The sequence below is a fragment of the Acidovorax cavernicola genome, assembly GCF_003581445.1.
In genome coordinates this window covers 29879-47754 of record NZ_QXMN01000020.1, presented here as the reverse complement: position 1 = coordinate 47754, position 17876 = coordinate 29879, and the positions used below count along the sequence as shown (strand labels likewise).

Below are 17876 nucleotides of genomic sequence, written 5' to 3'. Positions count from 1 at the left end.
ACCGTGTCATTCCCCGATGAAGACTTCGCGAAAGGCGGTGAGCACGATGTCCAGCGGCAGCTGCGGCTGGTCGAGGTAGCTCACCAGCTTGAACATCGCGTAGTTGCTGTGGATGGTGTCCTCGACCCACTCCGGGTTGTCGATGTCGATGTTGTGCTCGGTGTAGACCTGCGGGTGCAGCACGCTCTGCAGGCTGCGCGGCGACAGGCCGTTGAAGCCGATCACCAGCCGCGAGCGACCGTCGATCTCGGTGATCAGCAGCACCAGCTCGAAGTCGGCCTTGGCCAGGAACTGCGACACCAGTTCGAGCCAGAAGGTGGCAATCAGCGAGCGGTCGACCGGGTCGCGCGGCAGCGGCAGCGTGAGCCCCTTTTCCAGGTGCGACACCGCGCTGGCCATCACCGGCTGCAGCAGCAGGCCCAGCGCCAGGATGGCGCGGCGCAGCGACACCTTGTGGCCGTCGAAGTTGAGCATCTGCTCGATGCGCAGCAGGCTGGTGTCATGCGTGAACGCCGCGTAGGTGGCGCGTGACGCCGACTTCTTGAAGCCGGTCTCGATGGCCGGGTCGATGGCCTCGAACTTCTTCAGCTCGCTGTCCAGGTCGGTGCCGGCCGCCAGCGACTGCACCTGCGCCGCCATGCGGTCCCAGTAGGGGCCGATGAGCATCGGCGCACCGCGCATGAAGTCCAGCGCCTCGTCGACGTCCACCGAGGTGGCCGCCAGGAACGGGTAGCGGCGCGACGACTCGTCGCGGCTGGCGCGCACGTGCCCGGCAATCGCCACGCGGCTGCGCGAGCCCAGGCAGACGAAGTGCATCGGCGCCGCGTTGTCGTAGATCAGCTTCCAGCGCGGGTCTTCCGACAGCATCTCCATGGTCTGCGACAGCCAGTGGTCGAACACCTTGATGAGCTGCGGGTTGTACATGCCCTTCACGAAGTCGCCGCGACCGGGCAACTTGCCGAAATAGCACAGCTGTTGTGGCGCGCTCATTTTCCTGCTCCCCCTGCCTGCACCGATACCTGGGCCGGCGCCTGAACCGGCACTTGCGCTGGCACCTGGGCCGGCGCTGCGGCGCGCGGCTGCGCCGGCACGCCGATCTCCGCGACCGTCGACGGCAGCACCGTGCCGCGCAGGCCCTTGCCTTGCGGCGAATCGCCGCCCGAGCCGGCCGACTGCGTGTTCTGGATCACGCGCAGCTTGACGGTCACGCTCGCGTTGTCGCGCGCCCATGTGAGCTCGAAGCTGCCGTCGGGCAACTTCGTGCGCTGCGCCGTGCTGAGCAGGCGCTCCAGGCCGAAGTTGCCCGGCTCGTTGATCAGCTCGACGGTACGACCGTCGAAGGTGACGGCGGTGATCTTCGCGCCCGGCGTGCCCTGTGCGTTGGGCCAGACGAAGTTGGACCACTGCGGCGGCGTGTTGCGATAGCGCAGCTGCTGGCCGTCGATTTCCACCATGTATTCCGTCAGGCCCGACACGGGCTGCGGCAGGATCTGGAACAGCGTCTGCGGCTGCGCGCTGCCGCCGGCACCGGCCGCGGCACCGCCCGACAGCGGTGCCACCCACTGCGCGAAGCCGTTCACGAAGTCGGGGCTGAGCGTGAGGCCCTGGTCGCCCCATGCGCGCGGCGACAGCAGGTCGCCGCGGCGGATCACCAGCGAGCCCAGCGTGGTCGTCACGAACTTGCCGATGGCGCCTTCAGGTCCGAAGAACTGCGCGATCTCGGCCGGCGAGGCTTCGATCTTCGCGTTCGCGGCGAACGGGTACTTGGTGGCCAGCGACTGCTGGAACGGCTGGTGCACCTGCGCGCTCCAGATCTTGTTGACCTCCACCGCCGTCGGCTGGACCGTGACTGCATAGGCCTGCAGCAGCGGCCGCACCAGCAGCGGGCGCAGCGCCTGGCGCTGTGCGGCGTCCATGCCGGTGAGCATCTGCTCGTCGACGTACTTGAGTGCGTCGGCCAGTTCGGAGCCGTTGCCTTCCAGCGTCTGCTGCATGAGCTGGCGCGCGCCCGGTCCGGGGTCGCCCTGGTTCTTGATCTGGTTGAAGCGCCCGCGCAGCTTGGACAGCGTGCCCAGGTAGCCGCGCAGCAGCGAGGTGTTGTCGCGCTCGACCACCAGGCGCGCCACGCCCGCGAACTCGCGCCCGATCGGGCCCATGGGGATTTCCGTCGCACCGCCGTTGAGGTCGACGTTCACGTTGACCTGCGAGGGCGTGGCACGGCTGAAGAGGCGCTTGAACCAGTTGAAGGCCCCGGTGCGCGCCTGCTGCAGGCCGGCGTTGACCAGCGAGGGGTTGTCCCACGAAGTCTGGTCGTACACCGTGTCGAAGACCTTGCGGATCGGCGAGTTCTGCGGATCGCCGAGCTGGTTCATCGCCACCACGGCCTGTTCGAAACTGCCCATGTCCTTCACGGCGATGCCCTGCAGGAAGCGCTGCCACTCCTTGGCGTACTCCAGCTTGTACATGGTGGCCAGCGTCTTGCGGATCTGCTCCGGGCTGCCTTCGAGCGTCAGGTCGTCGTTGCCGGCGACGTTGAGCACCCAGTCCTTGCTCGAGGTTTCCTTGTTCGCGGCGTCGCGGATCGCATCGTCCACGTACTGCTGCCAGGCCTCGCGCGTGAACGCCCCCGAGATGGCGACGCTGCCGGCCAGGGTGCCTTCGCTCTCGGCGCCGCCGGCCGTGGCCCCGAGGATGCGCGCCACGGTCATCGGTGCGAAGCGCGTCGAGGCGCGTGCCTTGATCTCCGCATACACGCGTTCGCGCGCCGGCATGCCGCGCACCACGCGGCGCAGGTTGTCGCGCGTCTGCTCGACCAGTGCGAGGTTGGTGTCGGCCAGCGCGGGCCAGTTGTCGTCGCCCACGCGGCGCAGGTAGAAGGTGATCATGCGCTCGGCGTCGCGGATGACGGCCGCGCGCGGCATGTCGCCGCGGTTGCTCTCGAGCCAGCCGCGCCAGAAGCGCGAGATCTGGTCGGTGAGGTGCGCCGTCTCCACCTGCCGCTTGTCGGACAGCATGAGGTAGGTCTTGAGCGCGTTGTAGGCGTCCTGCACGTCCGCGGGCGAGGAGCCGGCATACAGGCCGCCGCCTTCCGCGACCGGGGCCGTGGTGGCGGCACCGGCGACCGGCAGCGGCGCGGGTGCGGCACCGCCCGTCAACGCGGCCACTGCATCGGCGCGCTTCAGACGGTCGGGGTGTGCGTTGACCTCGCGCAGGAAGGCCTGCAGGTTGTCCGATACCGGCGCCAGCATCAGCTGCTTCACGCCGCCGTAGTACTCGGCCACGAGTTTGTCCTCGAGCTGGTTGCCCTGGTACAGGCCCAGCGACAGCGACAGCGGCCGGTCGTTGCGGAATTTCTCGAGCTGCTCGATGCGGTCCTGCAGGATGCCCAGCGCCTCGAAGCGCGTGCGCAGGCCGTTGTCGCTGGCCTGCAGCTTGACCACTTTGTCGAGATCGGCCTGCACGTTCTCCACCAGCTGCCGGTTGCCCAGGTACGACCAGGTCCAGCCACCGAGCAGCAGGCCCAGCACCGCGACGAACGCGAAGAAGCTCACGTAGCGCACGCGCGCCTTCACGGGGCTGGAGAACTGCCGCACCGTCTTCTTGTCGGCAAAGATCACCTTGGAGAACAGGTCGCGCAGGAAGAACCCGTTCTGCGAATAGATCTCCTTCGACTTGGTGGCCGCGTTGCTCAGCGTGAGGCCGAAGCGCTTGGCGATGCGCTCGGTCGACAGGCTGCGCATCGTGCCTTCCTGCAATGCGCTGGTGAAGTAGAAGCCGCGGAACACCGGCTTGTGCTGGAACGGGTTGCTCTCGAACAGTGTGGCCAGAAAGGCGCGCAGCGCGGGCTTGATGGCCGCGAACTCGAGCGGAAAGATCAGCAGCTCGGGCGACGGATCGCTGCTGCGGTGGTTCGCGAAGTGCGAGACGCTGATTTCCTTCAGGCCCATGTAGAGCTCGTCGAAGCGCTTGTCGAACAGGGCCACCGCATCCTGCTTCTCGTCGCCGTCGTAGGGCAGCGAGGCGCCCCACACGCGGTCGCGCTCCATCTTGTCGCTGTCGCCGAAGAACTCGGCAAAGCCGGTGATCAGGTCGGCCTTGGTGAACATCACGTACACCGGCGCGAACACCTCGAGCCGCTCGGTGAGTTCCTGCATGCGCTGGCGCAGGTTCTTCGCGAGCTGGATGGCGAAGTCGGGCCGGCTGCCGATCAGCTCGGGAATGCTCGCCGTGATGATGATGCCGTTGATGGGTGCCTTCGGCCGGTACTTCTTGAGCAGGTCCAGAAAGCCGAACCACTCCTTGCGGTCTTCCTGGTGGATGGAATAGCGGCCCGCCGTGTCGAGCACGATGCCTTCGGTGGTGAAGAACCAGTCGCAGTTGCGCGTGCCGCCGATGCCCTGGATCACCGCGTTACCCTTTTCGGCGAACGGAAACTGCAGGCCGGAGTTCAGGATGGCGCTGCTCTTGCCCGCCGCCGGGTTGCCGATGACCATGTACCAGGGCAGCTCGTACAGCGCCTCGCTGCCCGACATCTGGCCGATCTTCGAGGTCTTGATGGTCTTGACCGCCTCGACCATGCGCCCGCGCAGCTCGTCGATCTCGGCCTTGCGCTCGGGGTCGCTGTCGCGCACGGCAGCTTCGGCCTGGTCTTCCAGCATGTCGCCGAGCTTGCGGTTGGCCGCGCGGGTGCGCATGCGCCGCACGAACCACACGAGCAGCCACAGCAACAGCAGCACCACGAAGATGCCGACGGCCCAGATCGCGCCGATCTCGAGCGTCTGTGCCCCGAGCAGCAGGAACGCGCCGAGCGCGATGGCCCCGATCACCGACAAGGTGCGCGGATCGGCCAGGAAACTGAAGAATCGCCGCATAGAGGTTTTTTGGAGTCGGTCCTGTTTAAGTAGCGGGTGACGCGGGGCTCGCCGGGCCGGCCAGCAGGGCCGTCCGGGCGTGCGCGTCCTGCACGGAAAGCGCGAGCACATGCCGTGCATCGCGCGCGGCCAGGTGGCACGCGAGCGCCACGGCGCTCATGTCGGCCGCGGCCCCGAGGTGACCCAGGGTGGCGCAGACGGACAGGTTGTTTTCGAACGGCACATGCGGCAGCCGCTCCTGCACGAGCTTGGCCACTTCGGTGACGCGGCTGGTGCGGTGGTCTGCGTCGCTCACGACCCAGTCGACCTGGGCGGTCTCGAGGGCCGACGTGGCCAGCAGATGCTGGGCGAAGCGGTCGAGCAGGCTCGCATCGGGCGTGCGCGCCGTGTCGGCAGACGCCTCGCGCTGGCCGCTCGCGCCGCGCGACAGCCGCACGGCATCGGCCGGCGCCAACAATGCGTCACCGCCGCGTGCGAGCAGCAGGCCTGCCGCGGCTTCGCCGGGCACGCGGCCGTTGCGGCGCGCGGTGGAGTACAGCAGGCCTTCGGATTCCCACCGCGCGATGCGTGCCTCGGACACCGAGGAGTCGGCCGCCAGCGCGATCCACAGCGCGGGCCGTTGCTCGCGATGCAGCGAGAGACTGATGCGGTCGAGCAGCGCCATGCCCGACACGCCGTCTTCGCTCTTGAAGCAGTCGACATGCCAGCGCTGCGACGCATCGCCTTCGCGCACACGCTGCTGCACCCACTGCGTGGCGATCACGCGTTCGTTCTCGCTCCATGCGCCCGGCAACAGCAGCGAGATGTTCAGCTGCGGCGCCGACGCCGGCCCCGGGATGACACTGCCGCTGGACACGAAGCGCCCGGGCGCGCGCACCGACAGCGCATCGCCGGCGTTGGCGATGGCCTCGGCCGCGGATGCCAGCAACTCCTGCAGCACGTCGGACATCAGGTGGATGGCACGCAACCGGTCGTCGGGCAATGCATCGACATCGAGCGCTTCACCGGCTGGTTGCAAACTTTCGCGCAGGTGCTCGCGCAGTTCGTTCTCGTCGATGCCTTCGACGCGGCCTGCAATGACGGGAAAGCCTTCGCCGTCGCGCAGCTCGGGAACGAGTTCGGGTGTCTGTGCCTGGCCGACGGCCGTGGCGACCGTGTCGGCATCGCTGCCGCGCGGCGTGCGAAGGCCGAAGGCGAGTACGGCCATCTGCAGCCGCTCCTGCGAGGCCTCGGGTGCTGCTGTGTTCGAAGCTGAAGGAGCGCCGGCACCTGCGGCCACCGTCGCACCGACGGCCGGTGCCGCTGCAGCGGATGGCGCGGCGGTGAGGATGCGGCGCAGCACCCCATAGAACAGCATGAGCGCCAGCGGCAGCACCACAAGGTAGAGCACGATGTCGCTCGTGCTCGGCATGCGCGCGGTGTACTGCCAGTAGACGATCACGAGCACCCACACCGTGACGAACACGGCGCAGGCCAGGAGCACGGGCTTGATCAGTCGCGCCAGCATCAGGAGTTCGCGAGTGCCCTGGTCACGCGACAGGCGCAGCGAAGGCAACGGTGCACGCGTTCGCGTGACCGCATGCCATGCCTGCAGCCGAAGAAGAGAGCACCGCCGTCATGCGGACGCGGAAGCGATCTGGCTGGAGATCAGCCGGCAACCGCAGGCGGCCCGGTCGCCATGCCGCGCCACGCGCCGGCCGTCGAGCGTGACGCAATCGCTGCCCGTGACGATGGGGTTGATGCCATGGCCGGGCCGCGGGCACGACACCATGTCGCCGACGCGTGCCACACGCCGGTCATCGATGCTTGTGTTTTCGGACGCGGTGATCACGAAGCCACCGTGGTCGGTCTTGTCATGCAGAACGATCCACGGGCGATCGTTGTCCGCCTCGGGTTGATCCTCACCCATTTGAACTCCCCCTTGATTGCCTCGTTGCTTGTCGATGCGACAGATGTCGTGTCGGCATTCAGTTGCGTGACAACTTGAAACCCGGCTTGCGGTACTCCACGTGCCCGTAGTCCCGGAAGGACCAACGACCACCCCACACCAAGCCCACGGACTCGGCTGCTTCGCCATAAAGACGATAGCCTTCCATGGCCCATGGGTCTCTTTCCGAGATCACCAACTTGCCATTGCGAAAGAACGCGTTGTCTGCCGCAAGTCCATACTGATGATAGCTTTGATTCGCCTTGGCCATGGTCACTGTATTGCCCAATGCAGCGAGTTTGGCTTGTCGTTCAGGGCTGCGATAACCCTCGAGCAATGCCAGGTCATAGCCGTGCTTTTCTTTCATGATCTTGTAGACCAGCAGCAAACGATTACGAAAGTCTGCATCGAGAACAGCCCAGTCCCGACTGCCTTCTTTCGTGAGCGGGCGAACCTGCTCCACCTCCGCGGTCGCAAAGACTTCAGGCGGCAACGGCTGCGGCGGCACCAGCTGCTCGCCCTTGAGCAAGGCCTCGATCTTCGGGTCGCTTGTCGCAGCCCAGTCATCGAAGAAGAGCACACGGCCACTTCCGAAAGTCACACTTAACAACACCGGCACGATAAGCAGACCCATGCCGGACAGCAGCAGATAGCGATGTCGTACGGCGAAAGTACGCACACCCGAGCCGCTGTCGCGCATCAATTGAAAACTTGCTTCGGACACAAAGCCGAGGCGTCGTCCTATTCCAATAAAAAAGAATGCAATTGCAGTGGAAATGGAGACCGTCGCTCGCAACACACGGTCACGAAAAGAAGGGAACAAGAAGATGGCAAGTGCAGCCACCATCAAGGCAAAATAACAAAAGAGAGTGAAGAAGATCAACGGTGTTCGAACAGAGCGATTCAATTGTATGAGTCGCTTCAAAATTTGAACCCATCGCATGCAACAACTCATTGCATCCAAATTGCGATGTCACGTTGATCGCAGCACCACATAAAGCCGAGGGGAGAGATCACATGCCCGCAGCCAGGACCACCCATCCATGATGGGCGCGTCAGATGCCCACAAGGAACGACCGAGCCTGCTCGGTTCGAGCGCGCCCACCACGGACCCGTCGAACGCCGCCGCCAGTGGCGAATCGACGCGCGTGCTCGCGCAGTTCGGCGGCCGCGAAGGCGATGCACGCGCCTTCTTCGCACGACCCGGCGTGTGGGCCTCGCTCGCGGTGCTGATCGGCGTGGCCGGCGCCACGACCTATCACCTGCAATCGAAGCGCGCGGATGCATCGGCGACCGTTGCAGCGGCGACGCCTGCGCCAGTGGCAGCCCCCGCTGCGGTGCAACTACCGAAGCCCGAAGTGCCCGCAGCAGCTGCAACTGCTGCACCGGAGCCCACCCCTGCGCGCATCGTCGAAGGCGACAGCACGCCACCACCACAGCCACAACAGCAGCAACCACAACAGCCGGCGTCGACACCGTTCGCCGCGATCGGTGCACAGCCCATGGCCGTGCCGCCGACAGCAAAGTCTGCGAAGGCAACGCGCCCCGACAGCAAGGGCACTGCCGTCGCAAGGAAGCAGAAGCCGGAGCGCATCGCATCGGGCTCGAAGAAGCCCGTGCAGGCGACGGCCAACGGCAAGCCCGTCAAGACCGCGGCCAACACCAGCAAGGCGGCGAAGTCCACCACACGCGCCAACATCACACAGACGGCGGCACGCCCGAGCGGCCCCGATCCCGACACCGACCTGCTGACCGCGCTGCTCAAACGCAGCAAGACCTCCGACCCCGCATCGCCACCGCCCATACAGGCAGACGCCACCACGGCGGACTGCAAGACCGGCCAGCGATGCAAGCCATGAGCCTGCGGGCCCGCGCGAATTCCGATGCCTTCCACTGACCGCAGCGCCCTGTGGGCCGAGCTGAGCCAGACGGCGCGGCTGTACCGCCTCGAAGCGCCGAGCGCTTCTTCTTCATCGTCCTCCAACAGCGCCGCACGCGAGAGCATCGAAGCACTGCGCGTGGAAGGCTGGGTGCAACGCGAGGCCGTGTCGCAGCTGTTCGAGCTGCGCATCGTGTGCCTGAGCTTGCGCGCGGACCTGTCGCTGTCCTCATTGATCGACCAGCCCCTGACGCTGGTCACCGTGCTGGCTGACGGCTCGCTCGCACGGCGCACCGGATTGATCCGCGCCGTCGAGTCCCTGGGCTCCGACGGCGGCTTGGCGCGCTACCGCCTGACCCTGGTGCCTTGGCTCTGGCTGGCCACCCAGCAGGGACGCAGCCAGGTCTTCCAGCAACGCAGCGCGGCCGACATCATCGAGCGGCTGCTGGCCCCGTATGCCGACGCGGGCAGCTGGGCCTTCTCGTCCGAAGTGAACAGCTTCCTGGCCGATGCGCCCGTACGCACCTACTGCACCCAGTACCGCGAAAGCGACTTCGACTTTCTCTCGCGCCTGCTGGCCGAAGAAGGCCTGGCCTGGCGCATCGAGGAAGACGCGAAGGCCCCCATGGGCCACAAGCTCGTCATCTTTTCTTCGAACGACACCCAGCCCGCCGATGCAGGCTCGCCCGTTCGCTTTCACCGCAAGAGCTCGCAGGAGCGCAGCGACGCCGTGCAGGCTCTGGTGCGCCGCATGCGCCAGTCGGTGGCCCAGGTGCACCTGAGCGCCTGGAACGTCGACGGCAAGCGCCAGCTCACGGGCAGCGCCCCGGCGCGCTTTCCCGTGGGCGGCAAGAACGCCCCGCGCCTGGAGTACGACGACGTGCTCGGCCTGAACGACCGCAGCCGCGGCTGGGACACCAACCGCACCCTGGAGCGCTACGCCGCATTGATGATGGAAGCGGCCGAATGCCGCGCCGACGTGATGCTGGGTCACAGCACCGTGCGCACCCTGCGCGCGGGCACGCGCATCGAGATCGACGACGCGCCCGCCCTGGGCTTGCAGGCCAAGCCCGCGCTGCTGCTGGACACCATCGAGCATGTGGGCATCAACAACCTGCCCAAGGACACGGCGGCGTCGATCGCGGCGCAGCTGGGCGAGCTGACCGAACACCTGGTGTTCGACCAGCCCTGCGCAGCCGTCACGGCCGAGTCCGATGTGTTCGGGCTGGTGCCTGCAGCCACAAGTACCGGCACAAGCAGCGACAGCGACATCCACCCGCAGCCCCACAACCTCGCCACCGCACAGACCCAAGGCTACGCCAACAGCTTCTCGGGCGTGCACGCCCCGCGCCCCTGGCGCCCCGTGCTGGCCGCGGCCGACGGCGCGCGGCTTCATGCCAAACCCACGGCCAGCGGCGTGCACAGCGCCATCGTGGTCGGCCCTTCGGGCGAGACCTCGCCCAACGGCGCCGACGAGCTGTACTGCAACGACCGGGGCGACGTGCGCGTGCGCTTCCACTGGCAGAACGATGCCAGCGGCAGCAACAACAGTGGCGACAACGCCCAGGACAACCGCAGCACCCGCTGGATCCGCGTGGCGCAGCGCCAGGCGGGCCCCGGCATGGGCTGGCAGTGGCTGCCGCGCATCGGCCAGGAAGTGCTGGTGAAGTTCGTCGACCTGGATGTGGACCAGCCCGTCATCGTGGGAGCCCTGTACAACGGACGCGGCGACGGCGGCATCGCGCCCACGCCGGGTGGCACATCGCGCGACAATGAGAACAGCGAAGACGTCTTCGCCCAGGCCAGCGACGCCGCACCCAGCGCCCAGGCCAACCTGGCCGCCGGCCACGCCCCGCCCTGGCACGGCGCCAGCGCCGACGACAAGGGCCACCGCAACGCAGCCGCCCTCAGCGGCTTCAAGACCAAGGAGTTCGGCGGCGAGGGTTTCAGCCAGCTGGTGTTCGACGATTCGAACCAGCAGCTGCGCGTGCAGCTGCACGCGAGCACCGCCCACAGCCAGCTCAACCTGGGCCACCTGATCCACCAGGCCGACAACTTCCGCGGCAGCTTCCGCGGCCAGGGCCTGGAGCTGCGCACCGACGGCTACGCCGCCCTACGCGGCGGCAAGGGCGTGCTGCTGAGCACGTACCACGGCGCAGGCGGCCAGAAGCTGGAGCCCGTGGGCGACTTCGCCGCCGGCATGGCCCTGCTCAAGCAGGTGCAGCAACTGGGCCAGGCCCTGAGCGATGCCGCCAGGACCCACGAGACCGTGCAGCTGGCCGGGCATATCGGTGCGAACAAGGCTGACGAATCCCAGCTGGACAAGGAGCGCGCCCCCTACGCCGCGATGGAGCGCACCACCAGCGGCATGGTCGCGGCCGATGCGCTCGACACCGCCTACGCCGATGCAGCGGACAAGGCCATCGCCACCGGCGAAGGCAAGGTGCCGCACACGAGCGACGCTGTCATCGCACTGGCCGCACGCGGAGGCCTGGCGATGGTGGCGGGCCAGCAGCTGCAGATGGTGGCCGGAGAGACGGCGACGCTGGCCAGCGGCGGCGACATCAATCTGGCCCTGACCGACGTGCTGCGCGTACACAGCGGACAGGCCATCGGGCTGCTGGCCGGAGCACAGAAGGCCGATGCCGACGCGGGCCTGTCGGTCATCGCGGGCAACGACGCGCTGGACTTCCAAGCGCAGCACGACGAGCTGCGCATCCAGGCCAAGGAGGCCCTGAAGATCGCGAGCACGGACCAGACGGTGGAGTTCGCGGCCAAGAAGAAGATCCGCATCGCGACGGCGCAGGGTGCATCGATCACGCTGCAGGACGGGGACATCACCTTCGAGTGTCCGGGCAAGATCACTTATCACGCGGTGCAGCGCAAGTTGGCCGGGCCGACGAGCTCGCCCTATGGGCTGCCGCTGTTCCCGCAGAGCATCTGCATCGAGTGCATGCTGAAGGCGGCACAAAGCGGAGCGCCCTTCTCCGCCTTGCAGTGAGCGTTGCGTTGGAATTCGCGACCGATCCGATCGACCCCGTCCGCCTTGCCCACGCAGTGCAAGCCATGGCCGACACCTCGCCCTCCCTGGGCCTCTGGTTGCTGGTCGATGCAGCCTTGCTGGACCCAGCGCGCCTGGCCTCGGTGCTTCGTCTTAACGGATGGTCGCATGTCAACGCGCTGGCCAACACGCCGCTGGAGGCTTACGGCGCGCGCGGACCGCAATTGCTGGAACTGCCGCGAGACGACGAAGCGCGTGCCGAAGGCTTGCAGCGCCTCGCCACGATCGACCCGGCAGCGCCCGCATTCAGCTGGCTTGCATCCGGCCATTCCGTTGCGGACCTGCAGTCCTGCTTCGGCTACCTGGCCCAGGCGCGGCACGACGGCTTGAAGCTGCATTGCCGCATGGGCGATGCGCGTGTGCTTCCTACGCTGCTTGCAACGCTGTCAGAACCGCAAACACGGCGTGTGGCACAAGCCATCGTGCAATGGCAGTGGGTTGATCGCAGTGGCGTCGAGGTCGGCCACTGGCTTGCAGCTGACGCAGAAGAAGGCACTGCCGATGCCAGCGATCACCTCGAACTCGATGCGCCGCAATTCGCGGCGCTTCTGGACGCCTCGGAAGCCGATGGCATCTTTGCGCAGCTGCTCGAGACGGTGTCTCAGCTGGTGCCCAAGACCGACCGGGCCGCGTTCCATCTGCGGCTCCAGCGCGCCCTCGAGGCTGCCACCCGCCTGCACGTGGCAGGCAACCCGGACCGGCTGCAGTTCGTGGTGCTCTCGCTGACTTGCGGCGACGACTTCTACCAGCATCCCGATCTGTCGGATACATGGAAGGCCGTGGCACAAGGCACCAGTCTTTCGAGCCTGATGAAGGGCTGGAGCGACGATCTATGGAAGGCGTTGGAGGGCAAGGCTTCATGAAGCGCTTTGCTCTCCTGGCTCTGTGTGCGTTGGCGCTGGTGGCCTGCAGCAGCAAGAAGCCTGCGGTTGAAAGCTACAGCGCCAACCTCAGCGCCTACAACCATACAGAGGACTACATCCATCAGTTCTATGTGGATGGTGCCGGAGGCGGCAACTCAAGGCCGTATGGCGGTGGCGGCAGCTTTGTGTGCTGCATCTCCTACCCCGCCAAATGGCGCCCCGGGCTCAGCGCAACGGTGGAATGGACGACCTCGAGCGGGATTCCGGGCGACAGGCGCCCCGAAGCCATCAAGCCCACTTGGCACAAGAGAGTTGTCCCGATCGATCGATATGACGTCCCGGGCGGCATGCTCAACGTGCATTTCCTGGCCGAGAGCGACGTTCGATTGGTTATCTCCAACATGGGGGCCGGTGCCAAGGGCTATCCCGGCCCCGGTTACCCGGTGAAACCGCCGAGCTGGAAGTGGTGAGTCGAGGCAAACAAGAAACCTCTGGAATTCGAGGAGCAACACGTGAACGCATTGAAAGGCCACACGCCATGAAACGCACAACGATCCTGACGCTCTGCGCGCTGGCTCTGCTGACGCTGCCTCTGGTGGCTTGCAGCAGCAAGGAACGCACGACAGAAAGCTACAGCGCCAACCTCAGTCCATACAACCACACAGGCGATCACATCGAGCCGTACGTCGATGGCATCTTCGCCGGCCACTCAAGCGCCTACGGTGGCGGCGGGAGCTTCGTGTGCTGCATCTCCTACCCCGCCAAATGGCGTCCGGGCCTGAGCGCGAAAGTGAGGTGGGCAACATCGAGCGGGATTCCAGGTGACAGACGGCCAGAGGCGTACGTCCAACAGTGGCACGAGAAAGTGGTCCCGATCGAAAAATACGACGTCCCTGGCAGCACGCTCAACATCCACTTCCTTGCCGGAGGCGAGGTTCGGCTGATCATTTCAAGCAAGGGTGCAGGGGCCAAGGACTACCCCGGCCCCGCCTACCCCGTGAAGCCACCCAACTGGAAGTGGTGAGCCAAGGCGGCCAAGAGATATTTCAAAGAACTCCAGGGAGCGACACATGGACGCATTTCGCGAAGGCTGGTACGAGATCAGCTTCGATCCCAACACCTACGACAAGCGCTGCATCTATTTCAAGACCACCGCGCTCGGTACGGCCGAGTGCACCCTCAAGGAATCGGGGCTGCAGATACTGGTGTGGTCAGAGCCGGAAGGCAGAACCATCCAATGGTCCCCCAACTACCGTCCGCTGGACAATGCGCCCGCAGGCGACTGGTGGGACAACGACCCGGGCGGCAAGAACTACCAGCCCGGGCTGCCTGGCGATCACTCGCGCGCCGACCGGACGCTGACCGCACGCGAGCTGTGTCAGCGTGCCGCCAGCGCCGACCCAGGAAAGGCGGATGCACTGACCTGCTCCAAAGAGATTCACGTGGGCCTGTTTTTCGATGGCACCAACAACAACCTGATCCGCGACACGCGTGACCAGAGCCATACGAACATCGTCAGTCTCTTCAACGCGCACAAGGACGACAAGGCCGAGAATTTTCGTTACTACATACCCGGCGTCGGCACGCACTTCCCCGAGATCGGCGAGATGAAGGAGCTGGACAACGGCAAGCGCTTCGGCACCGGCGGCGAGGCGCGCATCCATTGGGCGTTGATTCAGGTCTACAACGCCTTGCATCGGGCGTATCACACGTCCGACCTGGTCCAGCCGGATGAAATGAAGGACCTGTGCGTCAACCAGCTGAAGACCTGGTGGCGCTTGGGAGACTCCAAGATGACCTACATCTTCAGGGGCATTCAAGAGCGCTTGCTGAAAGCCATCAAGGATCAGCGGCCACGCGTGACCAAGATGCATCTGTCGGTGTTCGGCTTTTCGCGCGGCGCGGCCGAAGCGCGCACCTTTTGCCAGTGGATCCAGTTGGTCGCCGATAACATGGTGATCGGGGAAGCGACGCTGGAGCTTCATTTCCTCGGCATCTTCGACACCGTGGCCTCTGTCGGCCTGGCCGATTCGTCGCCGGTCGGTCGAGGCTTTCAGGACTGGGCCGATGGCACCATGGACATCAACGGTGTCAACCAGACCGTTCACTACGTGGCGGCGCACGAAATCCGCCAGTCGTTTCCGCTGTCCACGGCACGCATCAGGGCCACGAACTACCCGCCGAACACCAAAGAGTTCGTCTATCCGGGGGCGCACTCCGATCTGGGTGGCGGCTACCCGTCGAAGTCCCAAGGAAAGGGCGTCGAAGGGCGTACCGCCCTGCTTTCTCAGATTCCCTTGATGGACATGTATTTCGAGGCGCTCTCCGCAGGCGTGCGAGTACGCCAACTGAACGAAATGGATGCGGTGATCGAACGAGACTTCAAGGTCGATCCCGGACTCGACAAGGCCTTCAGCGAGTACGCAGCCTGGACCACGACAGAGGAAAAGCAGAACGTCGCCAACGGCGGCGAACCCGTGCAGAACCGCATGCGCTATCACATGGAGCTGTACTGGCGCTGGCGCGCATCCAAGGGCGACGAGGCCACCTTCAAGGCCATGGCGAGCTACAAGGCGTCCACCGCGCAGGACCAGCAGGATCTCTGGGAGTCGGAACTCGACTGGCTCTCGGACGTCAAGACCGCGCAGGAGGACAGCAAGCCCAGGCGGGTGGCTGTTCCCAGGGCCGGCTACGTCGATCAGCCGCCACGCGCCACCGAGGTGCAAAAACGCATCCTGCGCGCCGTGGCCGCGGCCAAGGATGTCCCGCAAGGCGCCAACGACTTCTTCGACAAGTACGTCCACGACTCGCACGGTGGATTCTGGATGCTCGGCCCCATCACGGATGAGAACCGGCAAGACTTCATTGCCGCCATCAAGCAGAAGAAGGCCACGCACGATCGGTTGCTGAAGGAAGCTGAAGCACAAGGCAATCCGGGCCGTGCGGGCAACTTTCGCAATCAGGCTCGCGCGTATGAACTCAACAACTTCGAAAGCCGCGTCATCGCGACCGATGCGAAAGAACCGGGAACACTGCCGCTGATGACGGACGCCGATGCCGCCGACTTGCGAGACAACGCGGGCACGGGCGCATCGATCGCATTGAAGATACTGGGCACCGCCAGCCGCCGCGAGCCGCATGGCCACGGGCGCTACCGGCGCGTGTTCGACAAGAGCTGAAACCCGCTGCAGATTCCGTCATCGCCGCTCGGTGACGCCGGATCCAGATGAATCTGATCGCCCTCAGCCTGGTGCTTGGCACCCTGCCGTCGGTGGTGTGCACACTGTTCCTGATCGGCCATCGCGTGCGCCCACATCCGTCGTGGACGTCTCGCTTGACGAAAGCCCGACTGTTCGTGCTCGCGCTGGCCTGCACCGCGTTGCTCTACCTCGGTGCAAACCACTTGCTCATCGACGCAAGCGATCCAGGCGCACGTCTCGAGACCTACATGGCCGCGTTGACGTTCGCCCCCTGCATCGTTTCAGGACTCGTCGCCCTGTTCCTCAAGCCTTGACGGCGGCGCCCACTCAGCCAATGCGCGCGATCGCCGTCCCCGCCGCCACGTAGCCCCCCGCCGCCGCGGCAAAGGCGATACGCCCCGCGCGGTGCGCGACGACCTGCATCTCCATCTTCATCGCCTCCATCACCGCGATCACGGCGCCTTCGGTGACCTCGTCGCCATCAGCGACTTTCCAGCCCTGCAACGTGCCCGACACCGGCGCAGCCACGGCGGCGGCATCGGCCGCTGGTGCATTCGCAACGCCAGCAACGGCACCGCCCGCAGCAACCCCACCCGCCGACGCCAACCCACGCAGCAACTCCGCCGGCAACCCCAGCGACATACGCCGTCCGTCGATTTCGATGGCGGTGCGGTGCAGCGACGCGTCCGGCAGCGGATCGGGCCGCATGCCTGCCGATTCGTCGTTCGCGAAGTCGGTCTCGATCCAGCGGGTGTGGACCTTGAAGGCGTCTTCCGAAATGAAGTCGGGGTGCGACATCACGGCGCGGTGAAAGGGCAGCACGGTCGCCAGGCCTTCGACGCGGAATTCCTTGAGCGCGCGGCGCGCGCGTGCGATGGCCTGGGCGCGCGTGGCGCCGGTGACGATGAGCTTGGCCATCAGCGAGTCGAAGGTGCCGGGCACCTGCGAGCCGGCGCCGACGCCGGTGTCGACGCGCACGCCCGGGCCCGAGGGCGCTTCGAACACATGCACGGGGCCGGGCGTGGGCAGGAAGCCGCGGCCCACGTCTTCGGCGTTGATGCGGAACTCGAAGGAATGGCCGCGCGGTGCGGGCGTCTCCTTGACGGACAGCGGCAGGCCTTGCGCGATGCGCAGCTGTTCGATGACGAGGTCGATGCCGGTGGTTTCCTCGGTCACGGGGTGCTCGACCTGCAGGCGCGTGTTGACCTCGAGGAAGGAGATGGCGCCGCTCGCGCTGAGCATGAACTCGACGGTGCCGGCACCGGTGTAGCCGGCGGCCGCGCAGATGTCGCGCGCCGACACGTGGATGCGCTCGCGCTGCGCGTCGCTGAGGAACGGCGCGGGCGCTTCTTCGACCAGCTTCTGGTTGCGTCGTTGCAGCGAGCAGTCGCGCGTGCCGAGCACGACGACGTTGCCGTGCGTGTCGGCGAGCACCTGCGCCTCGACGTGGCGCGGACGGTCGAGGAACTGCTCGACGTAGCACTCGCCGCGGCCGAAGGCGGTGATGGCTTCGCGCACGGCCGATTCGTACAGGCCCTCGACTTCGTCGAGCCGCCACGCCACCTTGATGCCGCGTCCGCCACCGCCGAAGGCGGCCTTGATGGCGATCGGCAGGCCGTGCTGTTCGGCGAAGGCGAGCACTTCGCCCGCGTCCTTCACCGGGTCGGCGGTGCCGGCGACGAGCGGTGCGCCGACCTTCAGTGCGAGCTTGCGGGCCTGCACCTTGTCGCCCAGCGTGGCGATGGCCGAGGGCGACGGGCCGATCCAGATGAGGCCGGCGTCGATCACCGCCTGCGCGAAGGCCGCGCTTTCGGAGAGGAAGCCGTAGCCGGGGTGCACGGCGTCGGCGCCGCTGCGCTTCGCGATGGCCAGCAGCTTGGGAATGTTCAGGTAGGTGTCGGCCGGGCGATGGCCGTCCAGGCCGTAGGCCTCGTCGGCGCGGCGCACATGCAGCGCATTCAGGTCGGGGTCGGCATAGACGGCGACCGACTGCACGCCGTGGTCGGCGCAGGCGCGTGCGATGCGCACGGCGATTTCGCCGCGGTTGGCGATCAGGACTTTTTTCATCGCAGGAC

Annotated in this window: 13 protein-coding genes; 7 read left to right on the top strand and 6 right to left on the bottom strand. The window is 66.3% G+C overall.

What is annotated here, in order from left to right; genetic code table 11:
- Positions 1–6: 6 nt before the first annotated feature.
- Genes tagF through D3H34_RS16725 form a run of 5 tightly spaced genes read right to left on the bottom strand, consistent with a single transcriptional unit; the run spans position 7 to position 7681 of the window.
- Positions 7–990, bottom strand: coding sequence for a type VI secretion system-associated protein TagF (gene tagF / locus D3H34_RS16745; RefSeq protein ID WP_119554939.1), 984 nt, complete (start codon positions 988–990; stop codon positions 7–9).
- Positions 987–4871 (bottom strand): type VI secretion system membrane subunit TssM, encoded by a 3885-nt coding sequence (gene tssM, locus D3H34_RS16740; protein ID WP_119554937.1) that lies wholly within the window; start codon positions 4869–4871, stop codon positions 987–989. The genes tagF and tssM overlap by 4 nt, the downstream gene beginning before the upstream one ends.
- A gap of 25 nt (positions 4872–4896) precedes the next feature.
- A complete protein-coding gene (locus D3H34_RS16735) occupies positions 4897–6426 on the bottom strand; it encodes a hypothetical protein (protein WP_119554935.1) in 1530 nt (509 codons plus the stop codon).
- Positions 6427–6486: 60 nt separating this feature from the next.
- Positions 6487–6780: a PAAR domain-containing protein gene (locus tag D3H34_RS16730; protein ID WP_119554933.1), complete on the bottom strand. Its 294-nt coding sequence runs from the start codon at positions 6778–6780 to the stop codon at positions 6487–6489.
- A gap of 58 nt (positions 6781–6838) precedes the next feature.
- Positions 6839–7681: a M15 family metallopeptidase gene (locus D3H34_RS16725; RefSeq protein WP_434057696.1), complete on the bottom strand. Its 843-nt coding sequence runs from the start codon at positions 7679–7681 to the stop codon at positions 6839–6841.
- Between the two features lie 160 nt (positions 7682–7841).
- On the opposite strand from D3H34_RS16725, the gene D3H34_RS16720 reads away from it, so the two are divergent.
- The 7 genes from D3H34_RS16720 to D3H34_RS16690 all read left to right on the top strand — a co-directional run bounded on the left by D3H34_RS16720 (position 7842) and on the right by D3H34_RS16690 (position 16115).
- Entirely contained in the window at positions 7842–8657 is an 816-nt protein-coding gene (locus D3H34_RS16720) for a hypothetical protein (RefSeq protein ID WP_119554929.1), read from the top strand.
- A gap of 24 nt (positions 8658–8681) precedes the next feature.
- A complete protein-coding gene (locus D3H34_RS16715; RefSeq protein ID WP_119554927.1) occupies positions 8682–11678 on the top strand; it encodes a type VI secretion system Vgr family protein in 2997 nt (998 codons plus the stop codon).
- Positions 11679–11686: 8 nt separating this feature from the next.
- Positions 11687–12601, top strand: a complete 915-nt coding sequence (locus D3H34_RS16710) for a DUF4123 domain-containing protein (protein ID WP_119554925.1) — start codon at positions 11687–11689, stop codon at positions 12599–12601.
- On the top strand, positions 12598–13071 hold the full coding sequence (locus tag D3H34_RS16705) for a DUF3304 domain-containing protein (RefSeq protein ID WP_119554923.1): 474 nt from the start codon (positions 12598–12600) through the stop codon (positions 13069–13071). Before D3H34_RS16710 ends, D3H34_RS16705 begins: the two co-directional genes overlap by 4 nt.
- Before the next feature lie 68 nt (positions 13072–13139).
- A complete protein-coding gene (locus tag D3H34_RS16700) occupies positions 13140–13625 on the top strand; it encodes a DUF3304 domain-containing protein (RefSeq protein ID WP_119554921.1) in 486 nt (161 codons plus the stop codon).
- Positions 13626–13671: 46 nt separating this feature from the next.
- Positions 13672–15780, top strand: a complete 2109-nt coding sequence (locus D3H34_RS16695; RefSeq protein ID WP_119554919.1) for a T6SS phospholipase effector Tle1-like catalytic domain-containing protein — start codon at positions 13672–13674, stop codon at positions 15778–15780.
- 47 nt (positions 15781–15827) lie between these two features.
- Complete coding sequence (locus D3H34_RS16690) at positions 15828–16115, top strand: hypothetical protein (protein ID WP_119554917.1); 288 nt, start codon at positions 15828–15830, stop codon at positions 16113–16115.
- 13 nt (positions 16116–16128) lie between these two features.
- Here the strand turns inward: D3H34_RS16690 and D3H34_RS16685 are convergent, their stop codons facing one another.
- Positions 16129–17868, bottom strand: coding sequence for an acetyl/propionyl/methylcrotonyl-CoA carboxylase subunit alpha (locus tag D3H34_RS16685; protein ID WP_119554916.1), 1740 nt, complete (start codon positions 17866–17868; stop codon positions 16129–16131).
- Positions 17869–17876: the final 8 nt, after the last annotated feature.